Below are 20,160 nucleotides of genomic sequence, written 5' to 3'. Positions count from 1 at the left end.
TCGCGCAGGCATTGAATCGCCCGCCGATCTGTGCCGTAACAGGCTTTGGCGGCAGCGGCTCGGTCAACGATCCCGCGCACGCCGCGGGAGGGACCGAGAATGCATCGCTGGAAGCTGATTGCGCCGCTGGTGGTATGGCTCGCGATCTATCTGTGGCCGGTTCCGGCGGGCCTCAACGTCAATCAGTGGCACTATTTTGCAGTGTTCGCGGCCGTCATCACCGGGCTGATCCTGGAATCGATGCCGGTCGGCGCGGTCGGCCTGATCGGGCTGACGGTCGCAGGCGTCGGCGGCTATGTCGATCCCGATCCCGGCAAATCGCTGCGCTGGATGCTGGCAGGATTCGCCGAGAGCACGGTGTGGCTGATCGTCGGCGCCTTCGTGTTCTCGATCGGCTATCGCAAGAGCCAGCTCGGCCGGCGCATCGCACTGGTGCTCGTGCGGCGCCTGGGACGCAACACGCTCGGCCTCGGCTACGCGGTCGCGATGTCCGACTTCCTGCTTGCCCCCGCGACGCCGTCCAACACCGCGCGCAGCGGCGGCATCGTCTATCCCATCATCAGCAACATCCCGCGCATCTACGGCTCCGAGCCGGGGCCGACCGCCGGCAAGATCGGCACCTACGTGATGTGGACCGCGTTCGCGGCGACCGCGATCACCAGCTCGCTGTTCTTCACCGCACTGGCGCCGAACGCGGCGGCGCTCGCCATCGCCAAGAAGACGGTCGGTGTCGAAGTGAGCTGGGGCCAGTGGTTCATCGGCTTCGCGCCGCTCGGCATTCTGCTGATGATCCTCGTGCCGCTGCTCAGCTACGCGATCTGCCGGCCGGAGGTGAAGCACAGCCCCGAGATCTCCGATTGGGCCGCGAACGAGCTCGCGGAGATGGGCCCGATGTCGCGCAACGAGTGGATCATGCTGGCGCTGATCATCCTCGCGATGTTCCTGTGGATCGCGGGCTCGAGCCCGGACATCCATGTGCCCGTGCTCGGCTCGAACTTCGTCAATGCCACGACCGTCGTGTTCATCGTGATCTCGCTGATGCTGGTGACCGGCGTGATCGAGTTCGCCGACATCGTCAGCGAGAAGAGCGCGTGGGAGGTGTTCTTCTATTTCACCTCGCTGCTCACGCTGGCCTCGGGCCTCAACGAGATCGGCTTCATCAAATGGTTTGCGAACGAATTCGCCAAACCGCTCGCAGGCCTCACGCCGTCGACCGCGATGATCCTGCTGGTCGCGCTGTTCTTCTGGATCCACTATTTCTTCTCGAGCATCACCTCGCATGCCGCTGCCGTGCTGCCCGTCGTGCTCGCGGTCGGTTCCGGTATCGCCGATCTGCCGGTGACGACGCTGGCGATGCTCTGCATGTACTCGCTCGGCCTGATGGGCGTGATCTCGCCTTACGCCACGGGTCCGGCGCCGATGTATTACGGCAGCGGCTATATCGGGAAGGGGCAGTTCTGGGGCTTTGGCCTGATCTTCGGAGTGCTCTATTTCGCCGGGCTGCTGCTGATCGTGCTGCCCTGGCTGCAAATGGTCCGGTGAGCCCGGCCGCAGGCTGATACCCCCGGCAGACGAATTTTCTTCCCAGTCGGGGGATTGGGAAAACTTCGCCCAATCGCCAGCAAATATCTGAAATTGCAAGAAAGACTGGAAAAGGCGATGGTGTGCTGCAGTGCAGCGTCGCCGTTCGGCACCTGCCACTGTTCCACCCTCCGTCGCTTGGATGGCGACCTGGTTCTCGTGCGCCTCTCGGGCGGGCGAGCTAAATATCGTGCATGAAAGTCGCTTCCATGAATGCGCACCCATCGCTGGTGATCGGAGAGCCGGTCGAGATCAAGGACACCGCGGCTGAACCGGAAGCCATGGTCCGTTTCGCCGACATCTCGAAGACCTATCCGGCCTATCGCGGCAAGCCCGGCGTCAATGCGCTGGAAGGCATCGATTTCGCGATCGCGCGTGGTTCCATCACCGGCGTGATCGGCCGCTCCGGCGCCGGCAAGTCGAGCCTGGTTCGGCTGATCAACGGGCTGGAGAAGCCGACCACGGGCCGCGTCGTCGTCGATGGCAAGGACATCTCGGCGCTCACCGGGCGGGACTTGCGGCTCGCGCAGCGCTCGATCGGCATGATCTTCCAGCACTTCAACCTGCTGTCGTCGCGCACCGCGGCCGATAACATCGCGCTGCCGCTGGAGATCGCCGGCTGGTCCAAGGCCGACATCAAGGCTCGTGTGGCCGAGCTGCTCGACCTCGTCGGGATCGCCGACAAGCACGACCGTTACCCCTCGGAACTTTCCGGTGGCCAGAAGCAGCGCGTCGGCATTGCCCGCGCGCTGGCGACGCGGCCGAGCGTGCTGCTGTCGGACGAGGCGACCTCCGCGCTCGATCCGCAGACCACGCGCGCGATCCTCGATCTGCTTGCGAACATCAACCGCGAGCTCGGCGTGACCATCGTGCTGATCACCCATGAAATGTCCGTCGTGCGCCAGCTCGCCAAGGAAGTCGTCGTGCTCGATGCCGGCCACGTCGTCGAGAGCGGCCACGTCGCGGATATCTTCACCCATCCCAAACATCCGATCACCCAGTCCTTCCTGGCCGAGGTGACCGGCGACAGCCTGCCGGTCTCTCTGGCCAGCCGGATCGTGCAGGAGCCGGGCAGCCACGCCGTGATCCGCGTCCAGGTGCGCGGGGCAGGGGCGGGAGACACGCTGATCGCGCGGCTTGCCCGCGAGCTCGGCCTCGACGTCTCGCTGCTCTCGGCGCGCATCGACGAGATCGGCGGCCAGCATGTGGGATCGCTGGTGCTCGGCATTCCCGGCGGAGACAGCGCTGCGGCGCGCACGCTGGCCTGGCTGTCTCAATATCAATTCTCGGCGGAGCGTCTCGGCTATGTCGCCTGAACTCATCAACCTGATTATCCAGGCCACGGGCGAGAGCCTCTACATGGTCGGCATTGCGGCGCTGCTCGGCACCGCCTTCGGCCTGCCGCTCGGCGTCTTCCTTGCGACCAGCCGGAAGGGCGAGCTGTTCGCGGCTCCCGCCGTCAATCGCGTGCTCGGCATCGTCGTCAATGCGACGCGCTCGACGCCCTTCATCATCCTCGTCGTTGCCATCATCCCGTTCACGCGGCTGATTGCCGGCACCTCGATCGGCTCGACCGCGGCGATCGTCCCGCTGGTGATTGCATCGACGCCGTTCATCGCGCGCCTCGTCGAGGCCGCGATCCGCGAGGTCGATGGCGGCCTGATCGAGACCGCGTCCTCGTTCGGGGCCTCGCCGATCCAGATCGTGTTCAAGGTCTTGATCCCCGAGGCGCTGCCCGGCCTGCTGCTGGCGCTGACGCTCGCGGTGGTCAGCCTGCTCGGCTACTCCGCCATGGTCGGCGCCGTCGGCGGCGGCGGACTTGGCGATCTCGGCATCCGCTACGGCTATCAGCGCTTCATGCCGGAGATGATGCTGGCCGTCGTGGTCGTGCTGATCGCGCTGGTGCAGCTGGTCCAGAGCGCAGGCGATTATCTGGCGCGCCGGGTCAACCGCCGGCTGCGGCATCGCTGATCCAAACGTTTTCGAAACTGGAGACACCAATGCGTTTTCTCGCAACCCTTGCGGCTGCAGCCTTGCTTGCGACCACGGCGAGAGCCGAAACCATTCGCGTCGGCGTGACCGCCGGTCCCCACGCCGAGATCATGGACGTCGTGAAGAAGGTCGGCGCCGAGCGCGGCCTCGACATCAAGGTCGTCGAGTTCACCGACTATGTGATCCCGAACCAGGCGCTGGCACTGAAGGACCTCGAGGCCAACTCGTTTCAGCACGAGCCTTACCTGAAGAACCAGATTTCGAAGACCGGCTGGAAGATCGTCAAGGTCGCGACCACGATCGGCTCGCCGCAGGGCGTCTACTCGCAAAAATACAAGAAGCTCGCTGAGCTGCCCGAAGGCGCCCGCGTCGCCATCGCCAACGATCCCTCCAACGGCGCCCGCGGCCTGATGATCCTGGCGCTGCACGGCCTGATCAAGCTGAAGAACCCGAACGACGTCAGCTCCACGATTGCGGATATCACCGACAACCCGAAGAAGCTCCGCTTCGTCGAGCTCGACGCGGCCCAGCTTCCGCGCGCGCTCCAGGACGTCGATCTGGTCTCGATCAACAACAATTACGCCGTGCAGGCCGGCCTCAATCCGTCAAAGGATGCGGTTGCGCAGGAGAATCCGGACGGTCCCAGGGTCAACATCCTCGCCGTCCGCGAAGAAGACAAGGACAAGCCCTGGGTGAAGCAGTTGATCGAGGCCTATCACTCCGATCAGGTGAAGGCGTTCCTGGAGACGCGCTTCAAGGGCACCTACCTTCCGACCTGGTAGGCTCGCGCAGGCGCGTCAGGCCGCGAGCCTGGCGCGCCGCAGCGTCTCCGAGGGCAGCTCTGCGAAGTGGCGCTTGTAGTCGAGCGAGAACTGGCTGAAGTGCCAGAAGCCGTGCTGCACGGCGACGTCGTAGATTGACGCATCAGTACCGCGCTTGAGGTCGCGCCGCACGCGGTTCAGCCGCATCGCGCGCCAATAGTGCATCGGGCTGGTGCCCACCACCTCCTGGAAGCAATAGCCGAGCTTGCGCGGGCTGGCGCCGACCGCCTTGCAGACCTCCAGCAGCGACAGCGCGCGCTCACCGCTGCCATGCATCAGCTCGCGGGCACGATCCACGGTCCGCTTCCGTGCCGCCGAACTGCGGCCGGGATCGCTCGGGCGTGCAGTCGGCAGCATGTCCATGATCTCGACGAGGAGGGCGTCTTCCAGCGCCTGCCGGGCGGCCGGATCGTCAAGGCGCTCGGGCGCGATCGTAATGGTCTCCTGAATGGCGGCGAGATGGGCGCGCAGCCGCGCGACAGGCGCTTCGGCCGTCTCGATCACCCGCAGCTGGTGCCAGACGGCGCGCGGCAACTCGATATCGAGCCGGGCTGCAAGCTCCGCGATCAGCACCGTGCTGGCAACGACGCCGCGCAGCTCGAAGGCCCTCGGCGTGCACATGTCGATCTCGGCATCGATGCTGGCGAGCACGCGGGCGCCTCTCGCGCTGGTTCCGTTACAGCTGAGTTCGCCGTCGCCGTCCCAAGGCAGGCCGATGCCAAAACTGTCGGCACCTAACTGGCCGTATTGGCGCACTTGCTGGCTGGTGATCTCGCGAAACACCTCAAGCCGGGGCAGGGTCAGTTGCGTAAAGCTGCCCCGGAACGCCCCGGCGCTGATCTGGTCGTAGCTCAGCCTCCAGCGGCCGAGCTTGGCGCAATGCTCGTCGACGTCGGTGCTATCAGCCTGAAGCAGGCTGGCAGCCGAGTCCTGAATCGGAAGAGTTGCGCTTAAGGCCATGATCGGACGTCAGATTTTGTCAGACGAAAACCAGCAAGAACTGCGCCAAGACTGGCACGCCCTGCGTCCGAGTCCAGCAAAATATTGCGGGATTTCGATAACGCCCCGCGCGGCCTTCCGTGCAGTCTTCCTCCCCAGCCGTTCCCGACACCGGGGTTGGGATCGCGCCTTGCGGAGGGATCGAGATGCGACCGACCGAGATCATGCGCGGCAGCCCGCCCGCACCGGAGGCCCAGGTGACCCGCGCCAACTGGCGCAGTTTTCCAGCGATCCGCTGGGGCTTCACGCACGTTCGCGAAGTGCTGCCGACCGCCGACATCCGTCGCTCCGCGCATCCGACGCCAATTCCCAGCGCACCACGCGAGTTGGCAAAGCTCGGCTTCACCGCGCCCGACGGCAAGGCGACCACGATCGAGGCGACGCTGCGCGAGACCCAGTCCGACACGCTGCTCGTGATGCATCGAGGCACGTTGATCCACGAATGGTATGGCGACGGCATGGGCGTGACCACGCCGCACCTGATCTGCTCGATCAGCAAGGCGATCGCCGGGACGCTCGGCGGCGTGCTGGCGGCGCGCGGCCTGGTCGATCCGGAGGCGAGGGTGGTGCGCTACGTGCCGGAGCTCGAGACTTCGGTTTACGGCACCTGCACCGTGCGCAACCTGCTCGACATGGCCGTCGCGATCCAATTCGAGGAAGACTACGAGGACCCCGCCGGCGACGTCGCGCGGTACCGCTTCTCATCGGGCTGGGATGTGCCACCGCCGGGTATCGAGCCCGGCCATCAGCGCGCCTATCTCGCGACGCTCCGCGGCACCGGCAAGCCGCACGGCAAGGTGTTCCACTACGTCTCGACCAACACCGAGGTGCTCGGCTGGGTCTATGAGCGCGCCTGCGGCATGCCCTACCATCGCATCCTCTCGGAATATCTCTGGCAGCCCCTGGGCGCCGAGGAGGACGGCTCGCTCACGCTCGACAGCCACGGCATGGGCCGCATCGCCGGCGGTATCTCCGTCACCGCGCGCGACCTGCTGCGCTTTGGCGAGATGATGCGCAACCGCGGCGTGGTCGAGGGACGGCAGGTCGTGCCGGGCTGGTGGGTCGACGATATCCGCGAGAACGGCGATCCCAAAGCCTGGGCTGACGGTGACCTCGCGGAATTCTTCCCGGGCGCGCGCTACCGCAGCAAATGGTTCACGATCGATCCGGCGCGCAACGCGCTCACCGCGATCGGCATCCACGGCCAGCACCTTTATGTCGATCTCGAAACGGACACCGTCATCGTCAAGCTCGCGACGCAGCCCAAGGCGATGGACGTCCCGATCGACCAACGCTGGTTCGCGGCCTACCGCGCCATCACCACACATCTCGCTCCGCGCTGATCTCTGGACATCACCATGCTCGATACAGTCAAAGCCAAATCGCAGGCGCAGAGCGCGACGCCGCATCCGCTCGACCCGCTGACCGCCGAGGAGATCACCGCGGCCTGCACCCTGGTGCGTTCGGCCTCAGCCTCGCCGGAGAATTGTCGCTTCCCAACGGTGCGGCTGGAAGAGCCGACCAAGCAGGAGCTGGCCGCGGGTGGCGTGCCGCGTCGTGCGTTCGCGCTGACACTCGATGTCGCGACAGGAGAGGCGATCGAACACATCGTCGATCTCGCCCGCAACGAGATCGTCGCCCGAAAAGTCATTCCGAACCGGGAGGCGCCCTATGGGCAGCCGTCGGTGATGCTCGAGGAAATCATCAAGTGCGAGGCCATGGTCAAGGCCGATCCCGGCTGGCGAAATGCGATGTACCGGCGTGGCCTCACCGACAAGGACATCGAGCTGGTTCAGGTCGATCCGTTCTCCTCGGGCTTCTTCGACTTTGAGTATGAGCGCGGCGCGCGCATCGTCCGCGCTGTCAGCTTCTTTCGCGAACATCTCCAGGACAACGGCTATGCTCATCCGATCGAGGGCGTGGTCGCGGTCGTCGACCTCATCAGCGGCAAAGTGCTCGACCTCACTGACGGGGACCCGATCGTGCCGATCCCGCGCAAGAAGCGGAATTACGGCGCGCATGAAGTCACCAATACGCGAACCGACATCAAGCCGCTGCATATCGAGCAGCCCGAGGGCGCGAGCTTTGAGGTCGATGGCTGGAAGGTCGACTGGCAGAAATGGAGTTTTCGCGTCGGCTTCACGCCGCGCGAAGGGCTGGTGCTGCATCAGCTCGCCTACCAGGACGGCGCGCGCAAGCGGTCGCTGATCCATCGCGCCAGCGTCACCGAGATGGTGGTGCCTTACGCCGATCCCAGCGCGAACCATTTCTGGAAGTCGGCGTTCGATGCCGGCGAATACGGCCTCGGCATGCTCGCCAATGCGCTCGAGCTCGGCTGCGACTGCCTCGGCAACATCCACTATTTCAACGTGCCGGCCGCCGACAACAATGGAAAACCCTTCGTCATGCAGAACGCTATCTGCATGCATGAAGAAGACTACGGAATTGCTTGGAAGCACTACGAATTCCGCAACGGCCTGTTCGAGGTGCGGCGCTCGCGGCGGCTCGTGATTTCGTTCTTCGCCACCGTCGGAAATTACGACTACGGCTTCTACTGGTATCTCTACCAGGACGGCACGATCCAGTTAGAGACAAAACTCACCGGCATCATCCAGACCGCCGCCGTACCGTCTGGCGAAAAGTACAAATGGGGCGGGATGGTCGACGACAATCTCGGCGGCCCGACGCACCAGCACTTCTTCAACGTGCGCATGCACATGGATCTCGACGGCGGCGGCAACACCGTCAGCGAGCACGAGTTCGTGCCGCGGCCCTGGGGGGCGGACAATCCGCACGGCAATGCGTTCGACGCCACCACGCGCGTGCTGTCACGTGAGCGCGATGCCGCCGCCATTGCCAATGGCGAGACCGGTCGGTTCTGGAAGATCAGCAATCCCAACGAGACCAATTCGGTCGGCAACGCGCCGGCCTACAAGCTCGTGGTTAATCCAAGCCCTCTGATGCTGGCCCAGGAGGGCAGCTACGTCCGAAGGCGCGGCGGCTTCGCGACCAAGCATGTTTGGGTGACGGCCTTCGACGCGGCGGAAAAGTACGCCAGCGGCGATTATCCCAACAACCATGCCGGCGGCGATGGGTTGCCGCGCTATGCCGCGCAGAACCGCAACATCGAGAATACCGATATCGTGCTGTGGCACTCTTTCGGCCACACCCACATCTGCAAGCCCGAGGATTTTCCGATCATGCCGGTCGAATATGCCGGCTTCACGCTGAAGCCGACCGGCTTCTTCGCGGCCAATGCCGCCGGCGACATCCCGCCGGACCGCAACAGCCGCAGCGTGCTTGCAGGTGAGCAGAAGGACGCCGGCAGCGGGTCATGCTGTCACAAGGGCTAGGTCTGCAGACCGCGTGGTAGGGGCTTGCTCAGGCATTGGCGGGAGCGCAACATCCACGACGGTCGTGGAGGCGCCCGATGAGCGATTTCGAATTGCCTGTGACCCGCTACGCGCTAAGCGGGGAGCTCAACATCGCATATCAAACAATCGGTGAAGGACCGATCGATCTCATCATCGTCCCCGGCATGGTGTCCCATGTCGAGTTCATGCATGAAGGCCCGGGATACACGACCTCGTTGCGGCGCCTGGCTCATTTCGCCCGGGTCGTCACCTTTGACAAGCGAGGCCAGGGCCTCTCCGACAGAATGCCGGATGCTCCCTCGCTTGAACAGCGCATGGACGACGTTCGAGCCATCATGGATGAAATCGGTTCGCCCCGCGCGGCCCTGATGGGTATCTCCGAAGGTTCGGCAATGAGCATCTTGTTTGCCGCGACATACCCCGATCGCGTCTCTCATCTCATTCTGTACGCCGGCTTTGCGAGCTCACCGGCCCAAAAGGTCGCGAACTACGCAGCGCTCGTGTCCGAACGTGCAAAGGCGTGGGGAACGGGGGGATTGATCAATCTTATCAATCCGAGTGAGGCTCATAACCCTGAGGCGGTCAAACATTTCGCCAAGTTTGAAAGGCTGTCTGCCAGCCCAGGGGCGTTCAAGTCCTTTTCCTTGCTGAACGCCGCTATCGACGTCGAGTCCATATTGTCGGTGGTGCGAGTACCAACATTGATCCTTCACCGCGAGACGGACGCTCTCATTCCGGTGCAAGCCGGACGAAATCTCGCAAGGAAGATTCCCGACGCCAAATATATCGAGTACCCGGATGGTGATCACATACTGGGCTCCGGTGACGCCGACACCCTGTTAGGAGACGTCGAAGAGTTCATCACGGGCAGCCGCGAAAGCTCATCGCGCGACAGGGAGCGGGTTTTGGCGACCGTGCTTTTCACCGATATCGTCGATTCCACGCGCAACGCTGCCAATATGGGAGACCTGAAATGGCGACAGGTTCTGGACCGGCATGATCAGTTGGCAAAAGACGTCATCCAGCAGCATCGCGGCACGTTCATAAAAAGCACAGGTGATGGCATCCTGGCGACATTCGACGGTCCCGGCCGCGCGGTTCGTTGCGCGCTAGCTTTCAGTCATTCCTCGAAGCAACTGGGTCTGGCGGTGCGAGCGGGTCTTCACACAGGTGAGATTGAGATCAGGGGCGGCGACATCGGCGGGATTGCGGTACACGCGGCAGCGCGCGTCATGGGGCATTCGAACGCTGACGAGGTTTTGGTCTCAAGGGTCGTAACTGATCTGGTTGCCGGCGCGGGTTTGAGCTTCGCCGCGCGTGGTTCGCACGAATTCAAGGGCCTGCCGGGCCGATGGGATATCTTCGCCGCCAGCCTGTAACGGTGATTGGCAGAGCCTTCGGCTCGCCCGGGAGAGCCAGCCGAAAAACAGACGTTCGCGGAAACCGCTAGTCCGCCGGCGGATAGTAGAGAAATTCGATCATGAGGCAGCCATCGCGGGTGAAGGACGGTCCATGCTCGACATGGGCCGGCCTCACGGCATAGGTGCCGGCCGCCAGCAACTGCGTTTCATGTGACGCGGTGCCGATCGACAGCGTACCCGAAACCAGAAAGACCTCCTCGCACCAATCGTGCGAGACTGGCTGGCCCACAGAGGCACCGGCGGCCCAGCGCGACAGGCGGGTGACCGCACCCGTCCGTGCCGCGTGATCGAAGCGACCGGACAGGATCTTTTCCTCGACCCCGACATAGCCAGGGACCGAGCGCCATCCCTCATCGGCCAGCGCGTTGAAAAACTCCCGGTGGTCCTTCATGAACCGACCGAAACCCGGCTCCGCCATACGATCATCTCCCGCGTCGACACTGACGCGGGTGCGAGCTTACAGCAGGCAAAAGGCGTTTCCCACATGGACCGGCAGAGCAGGGCTGTCCCGCAGGGGCAGTGCGCTCACTCCGCCATCAGCTCGACGTCGCTGGACGCCGGGCCTGCCACGAGACTGTCGAGATCGACCAGCAGCAAATCGGCCATGTGGGTGAGCTGGTGGAGCGGGATGCTGATCTCGCCATTCTCGGCCCGCGAGACGAACTCGGGCGAGACGCCGACGAGGTTGGCGATCTGGGCCTCGGTATAGCCACGCGCCTCGCGCGCGCCTTTGAGCTGCGCGCCAATATGGCGGCGGTGCAGGGCCTGCTCTTTCTCGGTCATCATGAGCGCCTGTTCGTCCGCGCTCGCGACGCCATCGGCGAAGGCGACGCCGATCAGCCGCCGCTGCTGCCAGGCGACGCGGCAGGTTTTTCGCAAGCCGTCGGCAAAGACCAGCGTGGCTTCTTTCGGAAACGACAGCGACCAGTCGAGCTTCAGCCGCGCGCCGGTGCCTGATACGTCCGCGATGGTGCAGGGGATGCTCACCGTGCCCCTGGCGCCATCGAATTCGATGATCCCGGTCCTGGCCGTGGATTGCCTGGTCGCAGCGCGCAATTCGCTCATGGACGTCGCCCCCGGGATGTCCAGCACCTGCTGAAAATCTGCAGCCGATTTTACCTCCCGGGTTCCCTGCGCTCAATCGAACCCGCAAGCCATGGTGAAGGATTGGTTCTCGACCGGGCAGGACACCGCGTCGGGATGAACCTTCCGGCCCGGCGACGCCACCAAGACTGGAGATCGCCCTTAGCCTTCCGGACATCGCAATGAGATCGTTCGCCTTGCTCTGCCTGCTCGCCTTCGCCGCATCAGCACACGCGGCGTCTCCCGAGCAGCACTATCTCGATCTGCGCGACCGCTACATCGCGAAATTCTCGAAGGCCAAGGAGAGCGACGAGACCTTCAAGCAGCACGACGCGGCGCTTAACGAGCTGACCGGGGCACTGCGCGGCCTGGTCGGTCCCGTCACGATCAAGGGGCTGCCGGCCGAGGGCAAGTCGAACGTCGACACGCTGTTCAGGGAAGACATCGGCTTCGGCCATCTCGACGGGCTCGGCTTCGCCACCGAAGGCGACAAGCAGCAGGCCGTGGTGACCACGACCGCGCTGCTCAAGCACTGGCTGCGCGAGCACGGCAAGGACGGCATGCCGCAGGAGATCGATGCCGCGTTCAGGTCGGACCGCTTCTACTATCAGGCGATCCAGGACGCCGCCTTCGCCAAATACGCGGAGCTACCGATCACCAAGCCCGCATCCGCGGGCGCTGCGGTCGCCGTCCTCGGCGTCCGTGGCAATGGCGATTTGAAGGGGCCGCCGCGCGAGATCGACGTGGTCGCGATCCAGGGCGATAAGGTCTTCTTCCTGGCAGCGACCGACGCGGTGAAGACGGCCGAGATCCCGGCTTGCGAGAAGGTCTGGAAGCAGATGATGGCCAAAAAGGTCCCGCAGGATTCCATGGCCAAGGAAGATCAGGCGATGGACGCCTACACAAAGTGCTTCGCTAAGGAGGCACCGAGCCAGAGCTGGTTTGCGGCGGCCGTGAAGAAGGCGCAGAGCCAGTTGGAGCTGTTGCCGCTGCGCTAGCCGAAACGGTGTTCCGGCAGACCCTGCGCAACGCCGTGGATGGCGAGAAGATGACCGGCCCGAGGCTCGACGCTGAGCTGCTGCCGGTCCAGGAATTTCCGGGCCGTGGTCACGTACAGCGTTTTGAGGTCGCTGCCGCCAAAACACAGGCATGTCGGATTGGTCACAGGCAGCGGGATGACGGTGTCGATCGTTCCGTCCGGCCGATAGCGCACCACCCGGCCGCCCGAGAAGAATGCCGTCCATAGCCCGCCGGTCACATCAACGCAGGCGCCGTCAGGTCGCTCCTGCGAGGCGCTGTAATCGGCAAACAGGCGCCTGTTTCGGATCACGCCGTCGTCGAGATCGAAGTCGAACGCAAAGGTGCGATACCGCCGCGTGTCGGTGAAATAGAGCGTGCGATGGTCGGGCGAGAACGCAATCCCGTTGGTGACGATGACGCCGTCGAAGATGCGTGCGACCTGGCCGTCGCCGGTCACGCGATAAAGCGCGCCGTTCGGGCGATGCAGCTGGTTGTCCATGGTGCCGATCCACAGGCGGCCACGGGCGTCGACGCGGCCGTCGTTGAGACGGTTGTCGAGGCCGCGTTCGACCTCGATCGCGGTCTGGCGATGGTGGAGGGTCAAATCCTGCGCGAGCAGATGCGCACCGTCCGCCGTCAGGGCCTGGCTGCCGAGGAATTGGCATTCGTAGGAGGTGACATGATGCGCGCCCGTCGCCGGGTCGAAGGATTGATGCAGCCTGCCGTCGATGTCGATCCACCACAGCTTGCGGGAGCGGTCGCACCACAAGGGCGTCTCGCCCAGGATATCCGCGCTGGCGACGGCGGTCTCGACCTTGTGCGGGGAGATCGAATTCGCGCTCATGCCGGGATCCGGTTCCAGCCGCGCGAACCGTCGCCAAAGGCCTGATAGCCATCCGGGGTCACGGCGATCGTATCCTCGAGCTTGATGAAGCCCCGTCGGGGGTGGGGCAGCGTGGTTTCGATCGAGATGACCATGCCGGCTTGCAGTGGCGCGTTCGCGTCGTCGGCGGGATAGGGAATGGGGCCGCTCGCTGTCAGGCGCGGCGCTTCGTGGCTGACGATGCCCATACCGTGGGCGACGAAATGCATCTGCTTGCCGTGAGGCGATCGCGCCAGCGCCTCGGTGGCGGCGGCGTAGATCTCGCAGCCGTCAAGACCCGCGCGGATCGGCGCGCGGGCTGCCTGCTGGATCAAATCGATCTCGTCGAGCAGATCGACCAGCTCGCCGTCCGGCGTCCCGTGCACGGCCATCCGGCAGAGATCGCCGATATAGCCTTTGTAATTTCCGCCTGAATCCAGCGAGACGATATCGCCGGGCGCGAGGCGCTGCTCGGACGGCGCCCGGTTGAAGCTCGTGCCCATCGTCACCAACGCGTATTCGAAGATCATGTCGCGCGACAGCTCCGCGCGGCGCAGATGATCGATGATTTCGCGCTTGCTCTGTCCGGCGCGGGTAAGGCTCGCCGCGTCCATCATCGACGCGACCACGCGCTCGGACGCCTCGCGGAGAATTTCCAGCTCGGCCGCGGTCTTGATCGAGCGCAGCTTCTCCAGCGGCCGCATCGCCTCGACAAGCGGGCAATCGGGAAGCTCCCGGCGCAGCACATCCGCGGCATCGGCCGGCAGGAACGACAGCTCCGCGCCGACGCGAAGCGTGCGCGTCGCGATGGCCTTGATATGCCCAAGCGCGAGCGTCATCGCCTCGACCGAGGTCGACGACCCGAACACGACCGGCGGCATCCAGTATCCGGCGCTGGTTCTGTTGTGGATGCTGTCCCGCTCGTTGCGGTTGGCGATGTAAGCCGACTTGTCCAGGTCGCCCTTCACGTAGACGAAGACGGGCAGATACCGGCTGATGCCGATCGCTTCCATGTAGTCGAACTGGAAATGATAGTACCCGCCGAGAAGGTACTGGATGTTGTGCTTCGACGTCACGATCAGGACGTCGATGCCGGCATCGTCGAGCAGGCCGTCGAGCCTGGCCGTGGAGAATGGAATGTTGGCGTGCATCGATCGTTCTTCTGCGTCGACGATTTGATCTTGCGGGCAGGCGAGGGCGGTCAGGCGTCCTTCCAGGACGACAGGGCATGCGCGACGCAGCCATTGATGTGCTCGCTCAGCACGGTCCTCGCGCTCTTGATGTCGCGCTTCAGCGCGCATTCCAGCAGCGCCTTGTGCTGGTTGATCGTCTCGGTGCCGCGATAGCGCAGCGCGTAGCGGAAGTATTTGTCGAATACGATCGCGTGCGTGTGCATCAGCTCGCGCGAGCCGCAGCTCGAAATCAGCGCCTGGTGGAATTCGCCGTCGTAGCGCTTGCGCAGCTCAGGATCGTCGCCCTCCTTGAGGACGGTGCGCTCGGTCGCGGCCAGCTTGTGATGCGCCGACACCACGCGTCCCTCCCACTCGACGTCACCGGCCCGAAACGACTCGGCCATCGCGTGATGCTCCAGCAGGATGCGCAGATCCGCGAGCTCGCGCAGGTTCTGGATCGAGATCGGCGCCACCTCGAAGCCGCGCTGGCCTTCGGCCACCACGAAACCTTCCGACGTCAGGCGATTGAGGATCTCACGCAGCGTCGAGATGCTGACGCCGTAATCCTCCTTCATGGCATCGAGCTTGAGACGCCCGGAGGGCGTCAGCACGCCGAAAATGATGTCGGAGCGGATGCGCTGATAGCCGCTGTCGCCCGCCGACAAAGACCGTTCCTCGAGTGCCGTCATGCCTTCTGATCCCGCTTGTCCGGACCGCCCGCTGCGCAAGAGCAGGCGAACCATCAACGTTGCCAGCACTATAGCAGATCGTCGATATCTGACGTCTACAATAATATCATATGAAATCAATAATGTCGTTTGACATGGAAATATATGTATGATGTGTAAATAATCTGAGGGCACGAGAAAATGAGCGCTTAAGCCGCCGTTCGTGCCCGTGGGACCAGGGAGGTAACGATGAGCTTGTGGGTACGGGCGCTGTCTGCGACGGCGATCTGCGTGGCGCTGACAGTCGGCGCATCCGCCGCCGATGACATTCAGGAGCGGACGATCAGGTGGGGGCACCTGAACAACACCGATCACCCCGTCAGCTTTGGCGTGCAGAAATTCGCCGAGATCCTGCTAGCGAAGAGCGGGGGCAAGATGAAGGTCCGCGAGTTCGCGGCCTCACAACTCGGCAACGAATTGCAGCAGCAATCCGCGCTACGCGGCGGCACCCAGGAAATGCTGTCGGCCTCCACGACCTCACTCGCAACCGTCATTCCGGAGTTCGGCCTCGTCGATTTCCCGTTCCTGTTCAACACGACCGAGCAGGCCGATGCGCTCGCGACCGGAAAATTCGGCACGGCGATGCTCGATACCTTGCCGTCGAAGGGCCTGATCGGTCTCGGCTATTGGGGCCTCGGCTTCCGCAACGTCACCAACAGCACACGGCCCATCACCAAGCTCGAGGATTTCAGCGGCCTCAAGCTGCGCGTCATTCCGAACCCGGTCTATCTCGAGACCTTCGGCGCCTTCAAAGCCAATCCGGTCCCGATGGCCTTCGGCGAGCTGTATTCGGCGCTGGAGACCCGCACCGTCGACGGCGAGGAGAATCCCTACACGGTCATCCTCTCCAACAAATTCTACGAAGTGCAGAAATACGTCTCCGCCACCAACCACACCTTCACGCTGAACATCATCCTGGTGAGCAAGGCGTTCTGGGACAAGCTGTCGCCGACCGAGCAGCGCCTGATGCGCGAAGCCTATGCAGAGAGCCGCGGCTACCAGAAGGAGCAGACCCGCGCTCAGACCGAAAAGGCGCTCGCGGAATTGCAGGCCAAGGGCATGCAGTACAACGCGATCGCGCCCGAGGAGACCGAGCGCATGCGCAAGACGTCGCAGCCGGTCGCGGACAAGATCTCTGCCGGCTTTCGCCCCGAGACGGTGAAGCTCTTCAACGACGAAGTCGAGCGCATCCGCAAGGACGTGAAGTAGTCCACCTCTTCGTTAACGCAGGCGGCCGAGCCGGCCCATGGCCGGCTCACGCTCCTCCTTTGCCCGGACGTCACGCATGGCGCGCGCTCTCGATCTCTATTGCACCTTCCTGAAGGCCGTCATTGCCGCATGTCTTGCGGTCATGGTGGTCCTGGTCTTCGGCAACGTGGTGCTGCGTTACGGCTTCAACTCCGGCATCACGATCTCCGAGGAACTGTCGCGCTGGCTGCTGGTCTGGCTGACCTTCCTCGGGGCCATCGTCGCGATGCGCGAGCACGCCCATCTCGGCGTCGACACCCTGATCCGGAAGCTGCCGGCCTCCGGCAAGCGCATCTGCTTCGTGCTCAATTACTGCCTGATGTTGTTTGCCGACTGGCTTCTGCTCTCCGGCAGCTGGCGGCAGACCATCATCAACCTCGACGATCGCGCGCCGGCGACCGGTCTGTCGATGGGCATCTTCTACGCGGTCGGCGTGATCTTCGGCGCATCGACCGCAATCATCCTTCTCTACGATCTGTACCGCGTGATCAGCGGGCAGGCGAGCGAGGAGGACATGGTGGCCGTCCGGGAATCGGAGGAGCAGTGACATGACGATCGCCGTCTTCACCTTCTCGCTGCTCGGCGCCATGGCGCTGGGCATGCCGATCGCCTTCGCGCTCCTCATCTGCGGCGTCGCGCTGATGAGCACGATCGACATGTTCGACTCCCAGATCGTGGCGCAGAACGTCATCAACGGCGCCGACAGCTTTCCGCTGATGGCGATTCCCTTCTTCATGCTCGCCGGCGAGATCATGAACAAGGGCGGGCTGGCCAAACGCATCGTCAATGTCGCCCTTGTTGCGGTCGGTCATTTCCGCGGCGGGCTTGGTTACGTCACGATCATGGCGGCCTGCATCCTGTCGTCGCTGTCGGGGTCGGCGGCCGCCGACGCCGCCGCGCTGGCGGCGCTGCTGGTGCCGATGATGGTGGCGGCGGGGCACAAGAAGACCTACGCGGCGGGCCTCGTCGCCGCCGGCGGCGTCATCGGCCCGGTCATCCCGCCCAGCATCGGCTTCGTGATCTTCGGCGTCGCCGCCAACGTCTCGATCTCCAAGCTGTTTCTGGCCGGCATCGTGCCGGGACTGCTGCTCGGATTGGGCCTCTGCGCCGCCTGGTACTGGGTCGTGCGCAAGGAGAACCTGACGCCGCCGCCGCGGGCCTCGCTGCGCGAGATCCTGCACGCCGTCATCGACGGTTTCTGGGCGTTGATGCTGCCCGGGATCATCATCGTGGGCCTGCGCTTCGGCATCTTCACGCCGACCGAGGCCGGCGTCGTCGTCGCCGTCTATTCGCTGTTCGTCGCGACCTGCATCTATCGCGAGCTGAAATGGTCGGAAGTTTACGCGGTGATGGTGTCGTCGGCCGTGACGACGAGCGTCGTCATGTTCCTGGTCGCCGCCGCGCTGGTGTCGTCCTGGCTGATCACGGTGTCCGAGATCTCCGCCCAGGTGGTCGATCTCTTAAAACCCTTCATGGGCAACAACACCATCCTGATGCTCGCGATCATGGTCGTGGTCGTGATCGTGGGCACGGCGCTCGACATGACGCCGACCATCCTGATCCTGACGCCGATCCTGATGCCGATCATCAAGGCGGCCCATATCGACCCGGTTTATTTCGGCGTGCTCTTCATCATCAACAATTCCATCGGCCTGATCACGCCACCGGTCGGAATCGTGCTCAACGTCGTCTGCGGCGTCTCCAGGATCAGCATGGAGGACATCATCAAGGGCGTCTGGCCCTTCATGATCGCGCAACTGATCGTCCTGTTCGCAATGGTATTGTTCCCGGGGCTGGTCACGATCCCGGCAAGATGGTTCGGCGGCTAGTCGCATCGGATACAATGGAACGGAGCAGGGCAATGGCCGCTAACATCATGATCCTCAACGGGCCCAATCTCAATTTCCTCGGCATCAGGGAGCCGCATATCTACGGCCGGACGACGCTGCAGGAAATCGAGGCGAGCTGCCGGGCGCTGGCCGACCAGCTCGGCGTCTCGATCGCGTTCCATCAGTCCAACATGGAAGGCGAGCTCGTCAGCCTGATCCAGTCCGCTCATGGCAACGCGGATGCGATCATCATCAACCCGGCCGGCTATTCCTTCACCTCGATCGCCCTGATCGATGCGCTCAAGATTTTTGAAGGCGTGAAGATCGAGCTGCATATCTCCAACATCCACGCGCGCGACGAGCTGCACCGCCACTCGATCACGTCGAGTGCCTGCACGGCCGTGATCTGCGGCCTGGGTCCGTACGGCTATCTCGCCGCGATGCTGGCGGCCGTCCAAAAGCTCGGACAATTGCCTGCCACGATCCCGCCGGCCCTTCATGGGCTAGCGGTCGCGGGTCGGGCATAGCCTCAGGAGAGCGGGATGCGCGGATCGGGATTTCTCGCCATCTGGAGCGATGTCGCAGCGCAGGACCTGACCGATTACCGGCACTGGCTGACGCGCGAGCACACCACGGAGCGCGTGACCACGAAGGGGTTTCTCGCATCGCGCGTGTTCTGCACCACGCGGGACGCTATCAATCGCTTCTTCATCCTGTACGAGCTGGAAACACCCGAGGTGCTCGACGGCGAAGCCTATCTGGCACGCCTCAACGCGCCGACGCCGTGGTCACAGCGCATCATGCCAAGGCTTGGCAATTTCTTGCGGGGCGGCGGCGCCATGCTGGCGCGGGCAGGGCGGGGCGAGGGGGCCACAATTCTGGCGCTCCGGATCGAGAAGCTGCCTGGTAACCCCATGACATTGGCCGAGGCGCTGGTCGCGTGCGACGGGGTCGCCGCCGTGCAGATCGGAGCAACCGACGAGGCGAGGACATCGGTGCCGACGACGGAAAAGGGCATGCGCAAGGAGGAGGGCTTCTTCTCGGGCCTTCTGTTGATCGAGGCGCTCGATGAAGCCTCGCTACAGGCCGCCTTGCAGCGGGCGCGCACGATTGCGCCTGACATTCTTGGGCGAGCGAGCGAGCCGGAAGTCTATCAAACCATGTTTACGCTCGACGCCCGCATCGCGGATTTCGGCTGATGGCAAGTTTCTCGCTCGCCGCCCTGACCGTGCTCGAGCTTGCGCCGCCCGAGATGATCGCGCTGGCGGCGCGCTGCGGCTACGAGAAAGTCGGGCTAAGGCTGCTGCCGGCAACGCCGGGCGGAATTGCCTACCGCCTGATGGACGATGCACCGCTCTTGCGGGAGACGCTGGCGCGATTGCAGGCGACGGGCGTGAGCGTTGCCGATCTCGAGGTCGTCGCGTTCAGGCCGGAAACCGATGTCGCGTCCTTCACGCCCTTCTTCGAAACGGGCGCGCGTCTTGGCGCGCGGCACATCCTCGTCGCCGCCTACGATCCGGATCTGACGCGGTTTTCGGACCGCTACCATCGGTTTTGCGAGGCGGCTGCCGCGTTCGGACTGACGTCCGACCTGGAATTCATGCCCTGGACCAGCGTTCCGGACCTCAAGACCGCGATGCGGATCGTCGCCGATGTCGACCATCCCTCTGCCGGCATTCTGGTCGATGCGCTGCATTTCGATCGATCGCAGAGCTCGCTTGCCGATCTCCGCACCATCCCGGCACATCGGCTGCACTATTGGCAGCTCTGCGACGGTCCGACTGAGCGTCCGACGACGACGGAGCAGCTCATCCATGCCGCGCGCGAGGAGCGGATGTTTCCGGGCGAGGGCGGCATCGACCTTGTTGAACTGACGAGGGCGATACCGGACGACCTCACCATCAGCATCGAGGTTCCGACCGTCCAGCTCGCGAAGACCGTCGATGCCGAAACCCGGGCGCGCCGGGCACTCGCGGCGGGCAAGGCCGTGGTCGAGAGGGCGCGCGCGAAGTCCTGAGGGAAGGGTGCTC

General features: G+C 64.1%; 20 protein-coding genes. 14 read left to right on the top strand and 6 right to left on the bottom strand.

Translation table 11 applies throughout. The annotated features are described in order from the left end of the window. Positions 1–99: 99 nt before the first annotated feature. The 4 genes from QA645_RS22245 to QA645_RS22230 all read left to right on the top strand — a co-directional run bounded on the left by QA645_RS22245 (position 100) and on the right by QA645_RS22230 (position 4,355). The gene (locus tag QA645_RS22245; protein WP_283043932.1) at positions 100–1,542 is read left to right on the top strand and encodes a DASS family sodium-coupled anion symporter; all 1,443 of its coding nucleotides are present in this window, start codon (positions 100–102) and stop codon (positions 1,540–1,542) included. A gap of 233 nt (positions 1,543–1,775) precedes the next feature. Further along, positions 1,776–2,897, top strand: a complete 1,122-nt coding sequence (locus QA645_RS22240; RefSeq protein WP_283043931.1) for a methionine ABC transporter ATP-binding protein — start codon at positions 1,776–1,778, stop codon at positions 2,895–2,897. Then, complete coding sequence (locus QA645_RS22235; RefSeq protein WP_283043930.1) at positions 2,887–3,552, top strand: methionine ABC transporter permease; 666 nt, start codon at positions 2,887–2,889, stop codon at positions 3,550–3,552. Before QA645_RS22240 ends, QA645_RS22235 begins: the two co-directional genes overlap by 11 nt. Positions 3,553–3,581: 29 nt before the next feature. After that, positions 3,582–4,355 carry a MetQ/NlpA family ABC transporter substrate-binding protein gene (locus tag QA645_RS22230; RefSeq protein WP_283043929.1) on the top strand — a complete coding sequence of 258 codons (774 nt, stop codon included), beginning with the start codon at positions 3,582–3,584 and terminating at the stop codon, positions 4,353–4,355. A gap of 15 nt (positions 4,356–4,370) precedes the next feature. On the opposite strand, the gene QA645_RS22225 is transcribed toward QA645_RS22230, so the two are convergent. Then, entirely contained in the window at positions 4,371–5,354 is a 984-nt protein-coding gene (locus QA645_RS22225; RefSeq protein ID WP_283043928.1) for a helix-turn-helix domain-containing protein, read from the bottom strand. Between the two features lie 185 nt (positions 5,355–5,539). Between QA645_RS22225 and QA645_RS22220 the strand changes: the two genes are divergently transcribed. From QA645_RS22220 to QA645_RS22210, 3 genes are all read left to right on the top strand, one after another. Then, entirely contained in the window at positions 5,540–6,736 is a 1,197-nt protein-coding gene (locus QA645_RS22220) for a serine hydrolase (RefSeq protein ID WP_283043927.1), read from the top strand. A 15-nt stretch (positions 6,737–6,751) separates the two neighbouring features. Beyond that, positions 6,752–8,746: a primary-amine oxidase gene (locus QA645_RS22215; RefSeq protein ID WP_283043926.1), complete on the top strand. Its 1,995-nt coding sequence runs from the start codon at positions 6,752–6,754 to the stop codon at positions 8,744–8,746. Between the two features lie 77 nt (positions 8,747–8,823). After that, a complete protein-coding gene (locus QA645_RS22210) occupies positions 8,824–10,146 on the top strand; it encodes an alpha/beta fold hydrolase (protein WP_283043925.1) in 1,323 nt (440 codons plus the stop codon). Between the two features lie 67 nt (positions 10,147–10,213). Here the strand turns inward: QA645_RS22210 and QA645_RS22205 are convergent, their stop codons facing one another. Then, a complete protein-coding gene (locus tag QA645_RS22205) occupies positions 10,214–10,606 on the bottom strand; it encodes a cupin domain-containing protein (RefSeq protein WP_283043924.1) in 393 nt (130 codons plus the stop codon). A gap of 107 nt (positions 10,607–10,713) precedes the next feature. After that, positions 10,714–11,253 carry a helix-turn-helix domain-containing protein gene (locus QA645_RS22200; RefSeq protein WP_283043923.1) on the bottom strand — a complete coding sequence of 180 codons (540 nt, stop codon included), beginning with the start codon at positions 11,251–11,253 and terminating at the stop codon, positions 10,714–10,716. A gap of 200 nt (positions 11,254–11,453) precedes the next feature. Here QA645_RS22200 and QA645_RS22195 point away from each other — a divergent pair, with 200 nt between their 5' ends. Then, positions 11,454–12,269, top strand: a complete 816-nt coding sequence (locus tag QA645_RS22195) for a hypothetical protein (RefSeq protein WP_283043922.1) — start codon at positions 11,454–11,456, stop codon at positions 12,267–12,269. Here the strand turns inward: QA645_RS22195 and QA645_RS22190 are convergent. The 3 genes from QA645_RS22190 to QA645_RS22180 are packed head-to-tail and all read right to left on the bottom strand — an operon-like array spanning position 12,266 to position 15,014. Next, the gene (locus QA645_RS22190; RefSeq protein WP_283043921.1) at positions 12,266–13,135 is read right to left on the bottom strand and encodes an SMP-30/gluconolactonase/LRE family protein; all 870 of its coding nucleotides are present in this window, start codon (positions 13,133–13,135) and stop codon (positions 12,266–12,268) included. The genes QA645_RS22195 and QA645_RS22190 overlap by 4 nt on opposite strands. After that, complete coding sequence (locus QA645_RS22185; RefSeq protein ID WP_283043920.1) at positions 13,132–14,304, bottom strand: Xaa-Pro peptidase family protein; 1,173 nt, start codon at positions 14,302–14,304, stop codon at positions 13,132–13,134. Before QA645_RS22185 ends, QA645_RS22190 begins: the two co-directional genes overlap by 4 nt. Before the next feature lie 50 nt (positions 14,305–14,354). Beyond that, positions 14,355–15,014 carry an FCD domain-containing protein gene (locus QA645_RS22180; protein WP_283043919.1) on the bottom strand — a complete coding sequence of 220 codons (660 nt, stop codon included), beginning with the start codon at positions 15,012–15,014 and terminating at the stop codon, positions 14,355–14,357. A 228-nt stretch (positions 15,015–15,242) separates the two neighbouring features. Here QA645_RS22180 and QA645_RS22175 point away from each other — a divergent pair, with 228 nt between their 5' ends. From QA645_RS22175 to QA645_RS22150, 6 genes are all read left to right on the top strand, one after another. After that, positions 15,243–16,262 (top strand): TRAP transporter substrate-binding protein, encoded by a 1,020-nt coding sequence (locus QA645_RS22175; RefSeq protein WP_283043918.1) that lies wholly within the window; start codon positions 15,243–15,245, stop codon positions 16,260–16,262. A gap of 76 nt (positions 16,263–16,338) precedes the next feature. Continuing rightward, a complete protein-coding gene (locus QA645_RS22170) occupies positions 16,339–16,848 on the top strand; it encodes a TRAP transporter small permease (protein ID WP_283043917.1) in 510 nt (169 codons plus the stop codon). 1 nt (position 16,849) lies between these two features. After that, on the top strand, positions 16,850–18,130 hold the full coding sequence (locus tag QA645_RS22165) for a TRAP transporter large permease subunit (RefSeq protein WP_254131468.1): 1,281 nt from the start codon (positions 16,850–16,852) through the stop codon (positions 18,128–18,130). Positions 18,131–18,162: 32 nt separating this feature from the next. Then, positions 18,163–18,657: a type II 3-dehydroquinate dehydratase gene (locus tag QA645_RS22160; RefSeq protein WP_283043916.1), complete on the top strand. Its 495-nt coding sequence runs from the start codon at positions 18,163–18,165 to the stop codon at positions 18,655–18,657. Between the two features lie 15 nt (positions 18,658–18,672). Beyond that, complete coding sequence (locus QA645_RS22155) at positions 18,673–19,329, top strand: hypothetical protein (RefSeq protein WP_283043915.1); 657 nt, start codon at positions 18,673–18,675, stop codon at positions 19,327–19,329. Then, positions 19,329–20,147 carry a sugar phosphate isomerase/epimerase gene (locus QA645_RS22150; protein WP_283043914.1) on the top strand — a complete coding sequence of 273 codons (819 nt, stop codon included), beginning with the start codon at positions 19,329–19,331 and terminating at the stop codon, positions 20,145–20,147. Before QA645_RS22155 ends, QA645_RS22150 begins: the two co-directional genes overlap by 1 nt. Positions 20,148–20,160: the final 13 nt, after the last annotated feature.

It is taken from the genome of Bradyrhizobium sp. CIAT3101 (assembly GCF_029714945.1).
Lineage (GTDB): Bacteria > Pseudomonadota > Alphaproteobacteria > Rhizobiales > Xanthobacteraceae > Bradyrhizobium.
The sequence above is the reverse complement of the archived record's forward strand: the minus strand, read 5'-3'. Positions and strand labels throughout refer to the sequence as shown.